Origin of the sequence: Oceanobacillus damuensis (assembly GCF_001618145.1) — a bacterium.
GTDB classification, from domain to species: Bacteria; Bacillota; Bacilli; order Bacillales; family Amphibacillaceae; genus Oceanobacillus; species Oceanobacillus damuensis.
This window is the reverse complement of sequence record NZ_KV392042.1, coordinates 145,279-159,164: the sequence shown is the minus strand read 5'-3', so window position 1 is coordinate 159,164 and position 13,886 is coordinate 145,279. Positions and strand designations below refer to the sequence as shown.

Below are 13,886 nucleotides of genomic sequence, written 5' to 3'. Positions count from 1 at the left end.
CTTTTTTATTTGTTTATTTTTAAGCTTTCGGTGACTGCCTTAATTACACTGATTCATTTAGATAAGTTTATAGCTTAAAAAGGAAGCACCTGCCAAGCAGGCAAGCACTCCCTTTTTTCGCTTATTTCAAAAATTGATCCGTTAATGCAGTCACGATTTGTTTCTTGCGGGAAACGACTCCTTTAAGAAGTGCCCTGTTATCGCTGTCCAAAGTTACTTCAAATGCTGATTCCACTTTTGCCTTTCCATCCCCAACAGCCAAAACTTCTGAATCGTTATTCAGAATATCAGTCGCTACGAATAAAAACAAATCCAGTCCATTTGAATTCACTCTCTCAGAAATTTCACTTACTAATTCATCCTGCAGCTTATAAATTTCACTTGTATCAACGGCATTCACCTGTGCAATTTCTACTTTCGCATTCCCCATAGAGAATTCCTTCGCATCCATCGTTATTAAGTCAGTAACTGATTTATCACTAAGGTCGGCACCTGCCTGCAGCATTTTTAATCCATAAGTTTCAAGATTGACTCCAGCTATTTCTGCAAGTTCATGTGCCGCCTCCACGTCTTCATCCGTACAAGTCGGTGATTTCAATAATAATGAATCAGAAAGGATTGCTGACAAAAGGAGTCCTGCGATTTCTTTTGAGACCGGTATCCCTTTCTCTTTATACATTTTGTTTAGAATCGTTGCCGTACAGCCAACAGGCTCCGCGCGGAAATATAATGGCTCTCTTGTTTCGAAATTGGATACACGATGATGGTCAATAACTTCAATAATTTTAGCATTTGCAATGTTTTCTGCACTTTGCTGAAATTCATTGTGATCGACAAGGATTACCTCTGCACCATCTTCAAGCTTTTCAACTAATTGCGGAGCATCCACACCAAAATAATCAAGCGCATATTGTGTTTCTTTGTTTACAGAGCCCAATCTTGCAGGCTCTGCATCTGCTCCGGTTTTCTTTTTCAGATCAGCGTATGCCAATGCAGAACAAATTGTGTCAGTATCAGGATTTTTATGTCCAAATATTAATGTTTTAGCCATATTCATTCTCCTTCAATATATTATTCCAAATTATAGATTACCATACTTTTTTCGTTATTGAATAGCCTTTTGCCTATTCGACATTTTCTAATGTCTCTGTCACATTCCATAAATCATAAGAAGAATATTCATTCATTGCAATGTCCAAGTCATGAAAATACCTGTGCAAATAGCGTACACTGGATGCATCTTCTTCCTTCAGTGTACGTTGGGCTAATGAAAGGATGGATTCAAGGTCTGCCTTTAAAAATTCCGCCGAAACATTTGGTTTCAAATCTTCAATTGTATCGATCACATATTGCGCCTTGTCTCTTTGTTCATCCCAATCCAAATTATTTATCCCGCCATAACCAGTCGTTTTATTATAAAATTCATGCGTGATGGCAACGAATTCTCCTACTTCGGTGTTTTCCTGCCCTACCGTTGCCCGGACCCTTTCGACCTCTTCTCTTCCCTCTTCCGTAAGATCCTTTTCATCTGTTAGATTTTCACGACCATCATCATTGAATATCGTACCAAAATCCAGTTGAAAGACATTAAAAAAGAATAAGCTTGATACAATAACAGTAATGGCAATAACGCTGGTCAATGTCCAGCCAAACCACCCCATTTTTGACTTTTGCTTTCCTTCTGCCAAAAAAGACAACCCCTTGTTTTTATGATATTAACAATATAACAAATTGAATATACATACTTATGTACAGCCCGTTTTTCTTCTTCCTTCTATCTTACTGATTTCCCTTAGCAAATGACAATATTTGACTTATTAAAATCGGATCACGTACTTCTCTAGCTTCATTTCCATTAATATCCACTACCTTTTTAAATGAACTTAAGGGCCCATTGAATTCCTGCAGTGTAACAATACAGTATCCTTCTTTATAGGAGGGTATCATTTCCAAAATTGCTTTATCAGTATATAGCTTGTATATTTTCTCCTGGTCTGCTTCATCTATTGACCATTTGTCTGCAGGCCGATCATCTGAACTTTCTGGAATAGGTTGTGGTTGTGGATTCGAGGTTGCCTGCTGGATGTTCTGAAAATTACTGTTCAATGAGTTTAAAAGCCTGATAATTTCAGCTAAAGCAATTATTGTTACTCCACTGATTAAAGACTGGAGGAAAGTCATTAAAAAATATCTCCATTCAAAAATCGGTGTCTCATTACCATAAGGATCATAATCCATTATCTGTGCAGTCATTATAGCCTGGATAAATCCTATAACAATAGTTGCAAAACCTAAATATAGCAGTATCCTGCCTAACATACTTTTCTCACGCACTATTATTCATCCCCTTCTCTTTAATATTCTCGATACGTGCAGAAATTTCCTTTATTTATTCCGAATTGCTGTTCATGTACCGTATATTCGATTATAATCGGTAATAATTGGAGGGATTTATATGACAAGAAAACAATTTAATCTAACTAGAATTTCATTGCTTACGTTTATAAAGGAACTGGATGAAGAAACACTTGATATGCAATCGACGTATTTCAATAATACCATTCGCTGGCATATCGGACATGTGCTTGTAACAAACGAGAAATTTCTATTTATGTATCCAAAAAAATCAACCAACATTCCTCAAAATTATGCCGACCTTTTCGGATCAGGGACAAAGCCTGCAGATTGGACGACAGAGCCGCCGAAACTTGAAGTGCTGCTAAAAGATTTGGAAGACCAGCAAAACCGCATAAATGAATTCAATGACTTGTTCTGGAAAACAAATGTTTCATTTAAAGTCCCATTCGGCAGCATTGAAACTTACAGTGATCTTTTAATCATGCTAGCATATCATGAAGCAGAACATCTTGGGAAGATGAAAGCAATGCATCAAGTGGTGAAAAGTCAATAAGATGACTAAAAAATATATTATTATAGGTGCTGGCATTCTAGGAGCGAGTACCGCGTATCACCTTGCAAAAAAAGGCGCCAATGTCGTTGTCATTGACCGTAAAGAGCAGGGGCAGGCAACAGATGCAGCTGCAGGAATTGTATGCCCCTGGCTGTCACAGCGAAGAAATAAGGCATGGTACAGACTGGCCAAAAACGGTGCAAAAATCTATCACGAATTGATCGAGGATTTGGCTGCGGACGGAGAAACAAATACTGGTTACGCCCGCGTCGGAGCCATCAGCATACATACCGACGAGAATAAGTTGATAGCAATGAAGGACCGTGCATTAAAACGTCGTGAAGAAGCACCTGAAATCGGGGAAATTCTGTTAAGGGATCGTGACCAAACACAATCCCTGTTCCCTCTTTTATCAGATGCATACAGTTCTGTTTTCGTCAGTGGCGCTGCCAGAGTGGATGGGCGGAAATTACGCAATGCCTTATTGAACGGCGCCCAAAAATACGGAGCTAACGTAATCGAAGGCAGTGCCAGTTTATTATATGAAGGAAACAGCATCACCGGTGTTTTACTTGGAGATGAAAAGCTGTATGCAGACTGCGTCATTGCTGCTGCCGGCGCATGGATGAATGAGCTTATTGAACCTTTGGGACTAGGCTTTGATGTAACCCCCCAGCGGGCCCAAATCATGCATTTGAAAATGCCTGAAACCGATACGTCCAATTGGCCGGTTGTCATGCCACCAGCTGATCAATATATGCTTGCGTTTGATGACAATCGATTAGTGATTGGAGCAACACATGAAAATGATGTCGGGTTTGATTGCCGGGTTACTGCAGGTGGTCTACAGGAAATATTAAACAAAGCAATCGGCATTGCACCAGGTTTAAGCAATGGTACGGTGCTGGAAACAAGGGTTGGATTTCGCCCATTTACACCGGGATTCTTACCAGTCATTGGGCCGCTTCCTGGGTTCAATGGACTGCTGCTCGCAAATGGCCTTGGTTCATCAGGATTGACAATGGGTCCGTACATTGGGATACAACTGGCTAAACTGGCGCTTCATGAAAAGATTGAAATTGATTTAAATGATTATGATGTAGCTGGTGCTGTTAAATAGGATGGATGTTGATTTCATCCTATTTTTAATGGGATCGTTTTGTGGTGCATTTTCAACAAACATAACTCAAATGACATTACTATTGACCGATAAGAAGGCAACTTTTAGACGGCTTTTATTATTAGTAACGATAAGGATATCGTTTATCTCTTTTGAAAAACCTTGTGAAATATTGCACTTAAAGTAACGGGGCAGATTAGCGAAAGAGTGCATTCCGATTAACTTTCAACAAATGGGCACCCTTTTACTGCAGGAATGAAAAGCCAAATTTCTCAATTTAATGCTGAGAAATTTGGCTTTCTAAATATGTAATTTCCTTAACGTTGTAAATCCCGCATATTGCTGGCGCTCTAACCCTGTTATAATTATTTTCGCAATCATCATATTTTTTGTTTAAGAAAAGCTTGTATTTATTTTCACTTTATGTAAATATATATGTCAAGACAGGTGTAAATCTGGAGGTTAAATTATGGAAGTGAATGATGTTCTGATTATTGGCAGTGGAGTTGCTACTTTACAGCTGGCAAATTTATTAAGTGATGATAAAAATGTGAAATTAATCACAAAGCTACATATGGAATATACAAATTCGGCTCATTTTTTAATGGGGGTATTAAAACGGATTTAATTGGCCAAACGTCATTAAATGGCTTATTCGCGATAGGTGAAGTGGCATGTACAGGTTTTCACGGTGCGAATCGATAAGCAAGTAATTCCTTATTAAAAAGCCTTATCAGGGGAAAAAGCTTGCACAATGGATTAATTCACGTTGCATCAAATATCAAATTCCGAAGATGTCGGAATCTATGCAATCTATTGAGGAAAAAGAAATAATTCTTCCAGGTACCAAAGTCTTAAAGGATATGATGATGAAAAGGGTCGGCATTGTTCGTTCGAAAGAGTTACTGGAAGCACAGAAAAACTGGCTTTTGCAGTTGCATTTACATGATGTAAGAAAGCTTGACAATTATAGGATTCAATCTATTTCTAATTATTTTATGTACGTTGTTGCTTCCCTTATTACGGAAGCAGCGTTAAGACGCACAGAAAGCCGCGGCGGTCATTTTAGAAGTGACTTTCCGTTTGAGGATGATGAAAATTGGCGCAGAAAAATGATTGTTCAGAGGGGAAAAGAAGGGGTGGCAATCCACCATCAACACGTTGAAACCGCGCACATTACTTGATTTATTTCTTGTTGAAAACATTTCGTCACCACATGTTACTTACTACTTTCTCGAAATTAAAATTAGTTGGGGGAACTTTAAAATGGCAGTTACTGAAATGCAAAACCGTATCATTGAGGAAATTCAAGAATGGAAAGAAAAACGCAATGCGATTTTGCTTGCGCATAATTATCAGCTTCCAGAAATTCAAGATATTGCAGACGTTCTGGGTGATTCCCTTCATCTTGCACGTGCAACGATTGACACCACTGCAGATGTCATCGTATTCTGTGGTGTTCATTTTATGGCTGAAACGGCAGCTATTTTAAACCCAGAAAAAACCGTTCTTCTTCCAGACCTTGAAGCAGGCTGCTCTTTAGCAGATTCCATCACTGCTGATCAGCTCCGTGAATGGAAAGCAGAGCATCCAGGTGCCGTTGTGGTTGCTTATGTTAATACAACTGCAGAAGTTAAAGCAGAAAGCGATTATTGTTGTACATCTTCCAATGCAGTGGATATCGTTCGGTCCATCCCTGAAGATAAAGAAATCTTGTTTTTGCCGGATATGTTTCTCGGTTCTTTCGTGAAGCGTGAAACAGGTCGGGAAAATATACATATATGGATGGGTGAATGTCACGTTCACGCTGGCATTGCTCCACATCAGGTAGAAGGTGTTCTGGCACAGCATCCAAAAGCAGATTTGCTTGTACATCCGGAATGTGGGTGTTCTACTTCTAGCATGTTCTTAAAGTCTGAGGGGGTATTGCCAGAGGATAAAACTCATATTCTATCAACTGGCAATATGCTGAAACACTCAAAAAATTCCCAAGCTGATGAATTCATCATTGCAACAGAAGTGGGGATTATTCATCAGATGCAAAAACAAAACCCTGAAAAGCAATTCTTAGCAGCTAATCCAGAGGCCATTTGTCCATTTATGAAAATGATCACACTTGAAAAAGTATTAGCTACACTGAAAGAAAATAAGCATGTAATTACAGTTCCTGCCGATATCGCTGACAAAGCAAAACTTTCCATTGATCGTATGGTTTCTATTGGTTAAGACATATTGACTTAGCTGAAGTGCAAGTTTTTCATTTATCGCCGTTGCTAAAGCCCAAAGATAATAAACTTCCTGCAACCTTCAAGACAATCCACCACATAAAACCAGAAAAACAAGCAATCTCCAAAAGGAAATGTGCTTGATTTTTTTAGTGTTTGTAAACTGATCCGATCCGTTTATATATATTTTGGTTAACAAACTAAGTTGAAATTGCACCCATTATGACAGAACAATAGTATGATATAATAATTTATCAAGAAAATATGACAAATATATGTGTTAATTTTTCAACAAGATTTAGCAGGATAGGGAGTGTAGGTCAGGCGTGGGAAACTCCACCTGTATTTTAATGATGTTATTCATCAATCGGGTGCTTATCCAGAGTAAGGATTTGCGTCCTTTCTCATGAAATGGGCAAATTGTATAGGGATGTCCTTGAAAAGATTTACTATTAAGTGGTTCACTGTAAACTGAATTTATAGAATAAGCATAAACGTAATAATATATGTGAATTTGTGAAGAAATGTACTTTAACTAAAGGGTGCTTTATTAAAATAGAGTAACGAGAAATTATCGTTACTCTATTTTCCCTAAAAATATTTGTTGTAAAACTCTTGTCTGATCTTCCCACTTAACTGAGCATATATTCTCGTTGTTTCACTTTTTTCGTGTCCTAGTAGGCTCTGAATTACGTCAATTGGTGCACCATTATTTAAAAGATGGGTTGCATAACTATGCCTCAGTTGATGAGGATGAATTGTTTTGTTTATCCCAACACGATTTGAGATTCTCTTTATTACGTATCTCATTTGTGCAATACTCATTCTATGAGGAGAATGTTCTGTAACGAAAATAGCTGGGTCCCTGTCGTTTCTTTCTTTAAGATAATTTTCTAACCAAATTTCACAACGAACATTAAAATAAACCTCCCTCTCTTTATCACCCTTGCCCCGAACGATTGCAGAGTTACTTCCCCAGTTAATACTGTTACGATCAAGAGTCACAATTTCCCCAATACGACAACCAGTTGAAAACATAAATTCAAATAAGGCTTTCTCCATAGAAGAATAGCAAGCAAGCATCACGTAAATGTTCAATTTCTTTTTCCGTTAAAAATTTTGGGATACGTTTTCCAACTTTTGGTTCTTTTATCTTCCTAGCAGGATTGCTTTTTAGAATACCTTCTTCGTGAGACCAACGAAATAAAGATTTAATAAATCGTATTCGGTGAGATAGACTTGAAGGTTTAAGATCTTTACTTGATTCGCCAAATAATGTTGTAAATCATAAGTAGAGATTTGGCTGATTGGGATATTGCTAAAAAAATTGATTAACAACTTAGCTTGTAGTTTATAGGCTTTAAGTGTTTGAGAGGAAAACCCTTCAATTCTTTTATCTGCTTCGTAATACTTCACAGCATCTGATAACAACAAATCAATCACTCCTAAACATTTTAGTTTAAGGATTTCCCAGTTAATAAAAGAACTTTCAAAATAACTGGAATTTAATGTTAAAATGTTGTTGTAGAAGTTATTAAGCAAACTTAGCAGGAGAGTTGAACAAGGATTAAGGAAAAAATGCCCTCGCTAAAAGGGCATTATAGTTCTATTTATCTTTTGCAAGGTCTTTTCTGTTTGGAGCAAGTGGTGGTTGTTCTAACCATTTATTTTTGGTCATTAAATTGAACCACTCTTTTGTAATCATTAAATTCTTTAGTATTATTTTTTCATAAGTCGTCACTAGGTCTATTCTCATGGCAGATGCGTGAGATCTATCAGATTAAGAAAAAGGTAATGGTTAGGCAATATGAAACCATTCCTTAACAGCCGATGGGGAAGCAGATTCAATAGATTAGTTATAAAAGCAGATATAACATGTTATTTTTAGAATAACAAAGTTATAGAAATACTTTGACTAGCCATATTTCCTTGACATAAATCTCTTAAAACCATAACATTGAATATAACTTAAATATATGCACTAGGGGTGTTATTTAACTGAGATGAGTATTACCTCAAACCCTTTGAACCTGAACTAGCTGAAACTAGCGTAGGAAAGTGTAAACTCTAATACATACTTAAAGAGCGATTGTGCCTTATTCTTAATATGTAGTTATTTGTTTTTACGCAATTTTCCTATGGGAAGGTTGCGTATTTTTTATTTTATCTATCATTTTACTATTTAAGTTTCATCAAAATTAAAAATATAGGAGTTGTTATGATGACTAGAACAGTATTAGTAACAGGTAGTAGTAGAGGTTTAGGGGCAACTATTGTAAAGACATTGGCACAACAAGGATTTCAAGTGGTTATCAATTACTTTAAAAGCAAAGATGCTGCTGAGAAGCTCGCTTCTGAGATTGGTGAAGAGAATGCTATTGCAATTCAGGCTGATGTAACAAATCGTAAAGAAGTAGATAAATTGATAAAAAAAGCAACGGAATATTTTGGTCAAATAGATGTTGTAGTCAACAATGCATTAGTAGACTTCAAATTTGATCCAAACAAACAGAAAACCTTTACAGAACTCACTTGGGATGATTATCAAAAACAACTAGATGGTACTTTAAAAGCAGCATTTAATGTAGTTCAAAGCGTCATACCTCAATTTATTGAACGACAAAATGGAAGTATTATAAGTATAGGTACTAATTTATATCAAAATCCTGTTGTACCCTACCACGAATATACAACAGCTAAAGCTGGATTAATAGGTTTTACACGTAATATCGCTTCTGAATTAGGACTATATGGTATAAAAGCGAATGTAGTTTCAGGTGGATTATTAAAAACGACTGACGCCAGTGCTGTTACAACACCAGAAGTATTCGATTTAATTGCTCAATCAACGCCATTGAAGAAGGTGACCACACCTCAAGATGTAGCCAATATGGTCGCTTATTTATCTTCGGAAAATGCGAACGGTATTACAGGTCAAAATTTCACAGTAGATGGCGGTTTGACAATGAACTAATAGCTTAAATTACCATAGATAATCCTTCAAAAAAAAGGAGTATACAAGACAATTAATTTTGAGGTGTAAACAAATGACAAAAATTAAAGAAAAACAACTACACTTAGGTGTTTTGCTGTATGGTTGTGGACACCATCAAGCTGCATGGTTAATGCCTGACTCAAGCGTTGAACGTATTGGAGACATTTCTTATTACCAATCTTTGGCGCAGTTAGCAGAAAAAGGTTACTTTGACGCAGTATTCTTTGCTGATAACCAATCATTTCAAGGTAAAGATTCTAGTGATATGCCAGCATTTTGGTTTGATCCAGTAGTCAATTTAACTGCTATTTCTCAAGTGACAAATCATGTGGGATTAGTTCCAACAATTTCAAGTACTTTTTCTAATCCTTTCACAGCTTCACGACAACTATTAAGTTTAGACCATATTACAAAAGGACGTGTTGGTTGGAACCTCGTTACGTCAATGACTGATTTAGAGGCGTTAAATCATAGCATGGAAGAACTACCTTCTCATGACAAACGCTATGAGAAGGCAGATGAATTCGCTGCTTTAATGAATAAGTTATTTCTTTCTTGGGACAGTAATGAGTTTCTACATCATCGTGAAGAAAGAAAATTGATAAATCCTTCAAACATACGGCCTTTTAATCACGAAGGTACCTATTTTAAAGTGTATGGCCCGTCCACTACGCCACAAAGCCCGCAAGGCAAACCAGTATCAATGCAAGCAGGGGCATCTAAACAAGGCATTGCATTAGCAGCAAAATATGCCGATGCAGTCTATTCAGTGTCGTGGAACTTAAAGCAAGCAAAAAAGTTCCGTGAAAAATTAGATGATCAAGTTAAACGAAGCGAAGGCAGCAATAGACATATTAAAGTATTTCCAGGCTTAGTAACCTATGTAGGTCATACTCATGAAGAAGCTTTAGCCAAAAAAGCAGCATTAGATGAGCAATTACCTCCTGAAACAGCTTTAAAACGGTTGAGTTTCTTTATTCAACAAGACTGTTCTAATTGGGAAATTGATAAAGAAGTACCTCAATTACCCCCAGTAGAAGAATTTACTGTTCCAGTTGGACGTTACGAAACGATACTAGAAATTATTAATGATACACAACCTACAGTAAGAGAATTATTAGGATATCTTAATGCAGGCGGTGGACATCACACGCTGATCGGTACCCCCGACAAAATTGTGGATCAGATGGAAGTCTGGTTTGAAGCTGGTGTGGCTGACGGATTTAATCTTATGCCTCCTACATTACCCGGTAGTTTAGAAGACTTTGTTGAACTAATTGTTCCTGAAATGCAAAAAAGAGGTATTTTCAAAAAGAAATATGAAGGTCATACCTTCCGTGAACATTTAGGATTAACATAATAAATTATTATAAAATGATTATCTAGTTGAAGTGGTAAGATGTTGGTATTAGTATAAAAACTTGAGAATGTTCTCATAAGAGTAATTATAATTGGACTTACTGATTCGGACAATGTTTATGTAATAAGGTATAATAATAAAAAAGGTGAAGAAATAACAAATAAAAAAGATGGGAAATACATTGATGATTAGTTCTGCAATCGAGCGCTTTTCTTTAATAAGAGAGCGTCTGCATCTTTTTGTAATGCCTCAGACATTTAAGAGATTAGATATTAATCAGTATAAGGAAAAGATTGTGAAGATTTCCACTTAATGCTAAAGGGTGCGTTTTTAAAATGGAAAGCACCTTTTTAAGAAGGCGTGTGTAAGTTCTGTATGAAGGCAAGAAATTTTACAAGAACGAGGTAGATTAGTATATTATAGGTTAATATCAAAATTTTAATACAATAGGGATAAGGGGGATTGTAAATGGATGTAATTTACCCAATTGGCGAATTACAAGTACCTGAAAAAGTAACACTTGAACATGTTCAGGAATGGTTAAAGCAAATCGAAACGTACACGATTCGGTTAAGAGAAACTGTCGACTCACTAAGTGATGAGGAATTGAATAAAACTTATCGTGATGGCAGTTGGACAGTTCACCAGCTGGTTCATCACATTGCAGATTCTCAGTTGAACATGTATCAACGTTTGAAGCTTGCTTTAACAGACGAAAATCCAACCGTACCAGATTTTGATCAAGACAAGTGGGCTGTTCAACCGGATACAAAGCTTCCTATAGAAAGTTCTATTAAAATGCTGGAAGGCATAAATAAGCGCATTGTTTCTCTAGGAAATAGTTTAACTGAAGAGCAATTAGACCGCATCTTTACTCACCAGAAAAACGGCAAAATAACAGTTGCCACAAAGGTTGCAAAATTAGCCTGGCATGAAGAACATCACTTGGCCCATATAAAAATCGCATTATCAAAATAGCATACCTTTATAGGAATTCGCTTATCAAATCTAGATAAGCGAATTTTGGATTATTTAGGGGAACTATAAGTTTTTAATGATGTTATAGCTTAGTTCCCGAAACAGCCACGCTCAGCTCCAAAAAAGACGTATACCAATTCATCATACATCATTTGTCTGTCATTTAACTCGCATGCACCAAAAGATGGAACCCTCTACTATTTTTTTCCAATTTGTTTTATATTTCTTACCGACATTGCTGAAAGAGAAAGTCATTTAACTATCAGCACCGGACACTGCACCCGCTTTGCCACTTTATGACTCACACTTCCCAAAAGAAACGACTGAAAGTTATTTAAGCCCCTGCTTCCAATCAGAACACAATCAAACTGATTTTTGTTAGCAAAGTCAACAATTGTGGGCCCTGGATCACCATGAAGTATATGCGTTTTAAAGGAAACACCTGAACCATCCAGTAATTTTCTGATTGGCTTTATTTTTCCTCTCCGCTTTGCTTCAATTTGAAACTCACTTGTTCCTTGCAAAACATCCTGCTTAGCAGTATCACCATCGACAACATAAACAGCAGCAATTTCACTGTCAAACTTCTTAGCCAATCCAACGGCATATTCAGCTGCCCTCACCGAATGAATCGAGCCATCTACAGCAAGTAAGATTCGCTTAAACATCGGCATTCCCCCACTATGTATAAAGTTTTTTCATTTATCATACCATATGTAGTCAGCAAACATTATAATAACTACAAGAACCCGAAGTTTATGTTTATGCTGCCAAAATAAAGAGACAGGCTCCGTTTACAGGATTCCTGTCCCTCTTTTCCACCAATTATTCTTCCGTTTCTTTTGCTTTTTGAAATAATGCTTCCGGAATCATTTCAAAGCCTTCAATCACCGTATTTTCCTCTACTTCAATCATTAGACAAAGCTTTCCGTTCAATTGAACTTGACGTACATACCTTAAGTCTTGTGGACTGACAGAGATATCAGCTATTTTCGTCTTTATTTTTATCGATTTGGAAGTATATTTCGGTATAACACTGCTCGCTTTCAGCTCATACCTTTCATCATCGATCACTCTCTTAAACGCTGTTTCTACCTTATCCGTATCAACGTCTTCTATTCCACTGCTTTTCAAGACATTTTCCACATCTTTGTAGTCTAATTTCGGTATTTCTTCCTCTTCATTCTCTTCAAGGACACGATGGATCTCATCATATACATTTGAAAGTGTGGAAGTATTGATTTGATCACCAGCTACTTTTTTAACAATTTCTTCAAAAACAATTTTATCCTCTTGGGCAGTCATCGTTTCTTCCGCATTTAATACTTCCTCTATGAAATGATAGTTTAGCTCATATGCTTTCTCTGCCGAATAAAGTACATGGTTCACATCTGCAGCATTATCCGTGATACAAGGAAACAAAAATCCTGAAATCGGAGCTTTCAAATTGATAATTGGGTCGACGATAAAATTATATTTAAACTCCTTTTCAACATAATCAAACAGCAATTCTTTTTTCGGGTCCTGCGTTTTATTCATACTGCACAGGATAAAGGGGTGGGAATAAACCGTATTTCGTTCACTTTCTTCGGCTTCTTCACTCTGACGTTTCATTGGTTTCATATATTCCCCACGAATGAAGGTCACGACAATATCCATTTCATATTGCTTATCTTTAAGCATTTTTTCTACGAGATGAAGCATATGACCTTTCCATTCTTCTGTATCATTACTTAACAGACCCTGATGCAGAATTAGCTGACTGTTATTTTCCACATCACGCTGAAACTTCAATTCAAACAATTTCTCATCCAACTGTCCGGAGAGTACTTTTTTAAAGTTACTCATAAATAAATCCTTCTGTTCTTCCTCCAGTAATTCAAATGGTAAACTTTGCTGATGATATATTTCACTGGATTCCTTCATAATATATACATTAAAAATTTCATTGATTTTTAATAAGTCATTATTAATTTTGAACTGTTTTCGAATATTTGCTATGTCTTTTTTGTTCAATCGGTTCCACTCCCACGTTGTTTCACATGTGTATCGCATTAGTTTCATTTTATCATAGAAATATCGTTTACTCTAAAGCAAAAAATACTGCCAAGTTCATTTGACAGATGAACTTCATTTCAACACAGATTCTCCGGCCAAATGATCTTCATAAACCTGATGAACTTCATTTCAACACAGATTCTCCGGCCAAATGATCTTCATAAACCTGATGAACGTCATTTTAACACAGACTCTCCAGCCAATTGATCTTCATAAACCTGATGAACTTCATTTCCACA

At 36.7% G+C, this 13,886-nt stretch carries 14 protein-coding genes, 2 pseudogenes and 1 riboswitch; of the genes and pseudogenes, 9 read left to right on the top strand and 7 right to left on the bottom strand.

The window, feature by feature from the left end; all coding sequences use genetic code 11:
* Positions 1–121 precede the first annotated feature (121 nt).
* From A4245_RS00735 to A4245_RS00725, 3 genes are all read right to left on the bottom strand, one after another.
* The gene (locus A4245_RS00735) at positions 122–1,051 is read right to left on the bottom strand and encodes a manganese-dependent inorganic pyrophosphatase (protein WP_067724696.1); all 930 of its coding nucleotides are present in this window, start codon (positions 1,049–1,051) and stop codon (positions 122–124) included.
* A 73-nt stretch (positions 1,052–1,124) separates the two neighbouring features.
* Positions 1,125–1,688 carry a hypothetical protein gene (locus tag A4245_RS00730; protein WP_157087617.1) on the bottom strand — a complete coding sequence of 188 codons (564 nt, stop codon included), beginning with the start codon at positions 1,686–1,688 and terminating at the stop codon, positions 1,125–1,127.
* A gap of 91 nt (positions 1,689–1,779) precedes the next feature.
* Positions 1,780–2,334: a hypothetical protein gene (locus tag A4245_RS00725; RefSeq protein WP_067724694.1), complete on the bottom strand. Its 555-nt coding sequence runs from the start codon at positions 2,332–2,334 to the stop codon at positions 1,780–1,782.
* A gap of 121 nt (positions 2,335–2,455) precedes the next feature.
* Between A4245_RS00725 and A4245_RS00720 the strand changes: the two genes are divergently transcribed.
* From A4245_RS00720 to nadA, 6 genes are all read left to right on the top strand, one after another.
* The gene (locus A4245_RS00720; protein WP_067724693.1) at positions 2,456–2,911 is read left to right on the top strand and encodes a DinB family protein; all 456 of its coding nucleotides are present in this window, start codon (positions 2,456–2,458) and stop codon (positions 2,909–2,911) included.
* 1 nt (position 2,912) lies between these two features.
* Complete coding sequence (locus A4245_RS00715) at positions 2,913–4,031, top strand: NAD(P)/FAD-dependent oxidoreductase (protein ID WP_067724691.1); 1,119 nt, start codon at positions 2,913–2,915, stop codon at positions 4,029–4,031.
* 469 nt (positions 4,032–4,500) lie between these two features.
* A complete protein-coding gene (locus A4245_RS19945; RefSeq protein ID WP_157087616.1) occupies positions 4,501–4,659 on the top strand; it encodes a hypothetical protein in 159 nt (52 codons plus the stop codon).
* Positions 4,611–4,736 carry an FAD-binding protein gene (locus tag A4245_RS20825; RefSeq protein WP_324609834.1) on the top strand — a complete coding sequence of 42 codons (126 nt, stop codon included), beginning with the start codon at positions 4,611–4,613 and terminating at the stop codon, positions 4,734–4,736. The genes A4245_RS19945 and A4245_RS20825 overlap by 49 nt, the downstream gene beginning before the upstream one ends.
* A gap of 101 nt (positions 4,737–4,837) precedes the next feature.
* Complete coding sequence (locus A4245_RS00710) at positions 4,838–5,215, top strand: hypothetical protein (protein ID WP_067724689.1); 378 nt, start codon at positions 4,838–4,840, stop codon at positions 5,213–5,215.
* Positions 5,216–5,297: 82 nt separating this feature from the next.
* Entirely contained in the window at positions 5,298–6,257 is a 960-nt protein-coding gene (gene nadA / locus A4245_RS00705) for a quinolinate synthase NadA (protein ID WP_067724687.1), read from the top strand.
* Positions 6,258–6,847: 590 nt separating this feature from the next.
* Here nadA and A4245_RS20895 read toward each other — a convergent pair.
* Together A4245_RS20895 and A4245_RS19505 are read right to left on the bottom strand one after the other, a co-directional pair.
* A pseudogene (locus A4245_RS20895) lies at positions 6,848–7,690 on the bottom strand (tyrosine-type recombinase/integrase).
* A gap of 172 nt (positions 7,691–7,862) precedes the next feature.
* Positions 7,863–8,021, bottom strand: a pseudogene (locus A4245_RS19505) (DUF3231 family protein); the annotation flags it as partial.
* A 208-nt stretch (positions 8,022–8,229) separates the two neighbouring features.
* A riboswitch (TPP riboswitch) is annotated at positions 8,230–8,330 on the top strand.
* A 147-nt stretch (positions 8,331–8,477) separates the two neighbouring features.
* On the opposite strand from A4245_RS19505, the gene A4245_RS00695 reads away from it, so the two are divergent.
* The 3 genes from A4245_RS00695 to A4245_RS00685 all read left to right on the top strand — a co-directional run bounded on the left by A4245_RS00695 (position 8,478) and on the right by A4245_RS00685 (position 11,589).
* On the top strand, positions 8,478–9,230 hold the full coding sequence (locus tag A4245_RS00695; protein ID WP_067724685.1) for a 3-oxoacyl-ACP reductase: 753 nt from the start codon (positions 8,478–8,480) through the stop codon (positions 9,228–9,230).
* 73 nt (positions 9,231–9,303) lie between these two features.
* Entirely contained in the window at positions 9,304–10,611 is a 1,308-nt protein-coding gene (locus A4245_RS00690) for an LLM class flavin-dependent oxidoreductase (RefSeq protein ID WP_067724684.1), read from the top strand.
* Positions 10,612–11,079: 468 nt separating this feature from the next.
* Positions 11,080–11,589: a YfiT family bacillithiol transferase gene (locus A4245_RS00685; RefSeq protein ID WP_067724682.1), complete on the top strand. Its 510-nt coding sequence runs from the start codon at positions 11,080–11,082 to the stop codon at positions 11,587–11,589.
* A 251-nt stretch (positions 11,590–11,840) separates the two neighbouring features.
* On the opposite strand, the gene A4245_RS00680 is transcribed toward A4245_RS00685, so the two are convergent.
* Together A4245_RS00680 and A4245_RS00675 are read right to left on the bottom strand one after the other, a co-directional pair.
* Positions 11,841–12,257, bottom strand: coding sequence for a universal stress protein (locus tag A4245_RS00680; RefSeq protein ID WP_067724680.1), 417 nt, complete (start codon positions 12,255–12,257; stop codon positions 11,841–11,843).
* 157 nt (positions 12,258–12,414) lie between these two features.
* On the bottom strand, positions 12,415–13,605 hold the full coding sequence (locus A4245_RS00675; protein ID WP_067724678.1) for a DUF4317 domain-containing protein: 1,191 nt from the start codon (positions 13,603–13,605) through the stop codon (positions 12,415–12,417).
* Positions 13,606–13,886: the final 281 nt, after the last annotated feature.

Coding starts and splice junctions, on each gene's coding strand:
- A4245_RS00710 (WP_067724689.1), top strand. CDS start 4,838: ATGCAATCTATTGAGGAAAAAGAAATAATTCTTCCAGGTACCAAAGTC.
- A4245_RS00690 (WP_067724684.1), top strand. CDS start 9,304: ATGACAAAAATTAAAGAAAAACAACTACACTTAGGTGTTTTGCTGTAT.
- nadA (WP_067724687.1), top strand. CDS start 5,298: ATGGCAGTTACTGAAATGCAAAACCGTATCATTGAGGAAATTCAAGAA.
- A4245_RS00735 (WP_067724696.1), bottom strand. CDS start 1,051: ATGGCTAAAACATTAATATTTGGACATAAAAATCCTGATACTGACACA.
- A4245_RS00685 (WP_067724682.1), top strand. CDS start 11,080: ATGGATGTAATTTACCCAATTGGCGAATTACAAGTACCTGAAAAAGTA.
- A4245_RS00680 (WP_067724680.1), bottom strand. CDS start 12,257: ATGTTTAAGCGAATCTTACTTGCTGTAGATGGCTCGATTCATTCGGTG.
- A4245_RS19945 (WP_157087616.1), top strand. CDS start 4,501: ATGGAAGTGAATGATGTTCTGATTATTGGCAGTGGAGTTGCTACTTTA.
- A4245_RS00695 (WP_067724685.1), top strand. CDS start 8,478: ATGACTAGAACAGTATTAGTAACAGGTAGTAGTAGAGGTTTAGGGGCA.
- A4245_RS00715 (WP_067724691.1), top strand. CDS start 2,913: ATGACTAAAAAATATATTATTATAGGTGCTGGCATTCTAGGAGCGAGT.
- A4245_RS00720 (WP_067724693.1), top strand. CDS start 2,456: ATGACAAGAAAACAATTTAATCTAACTAGAATTTCATTGCTTACGTTT.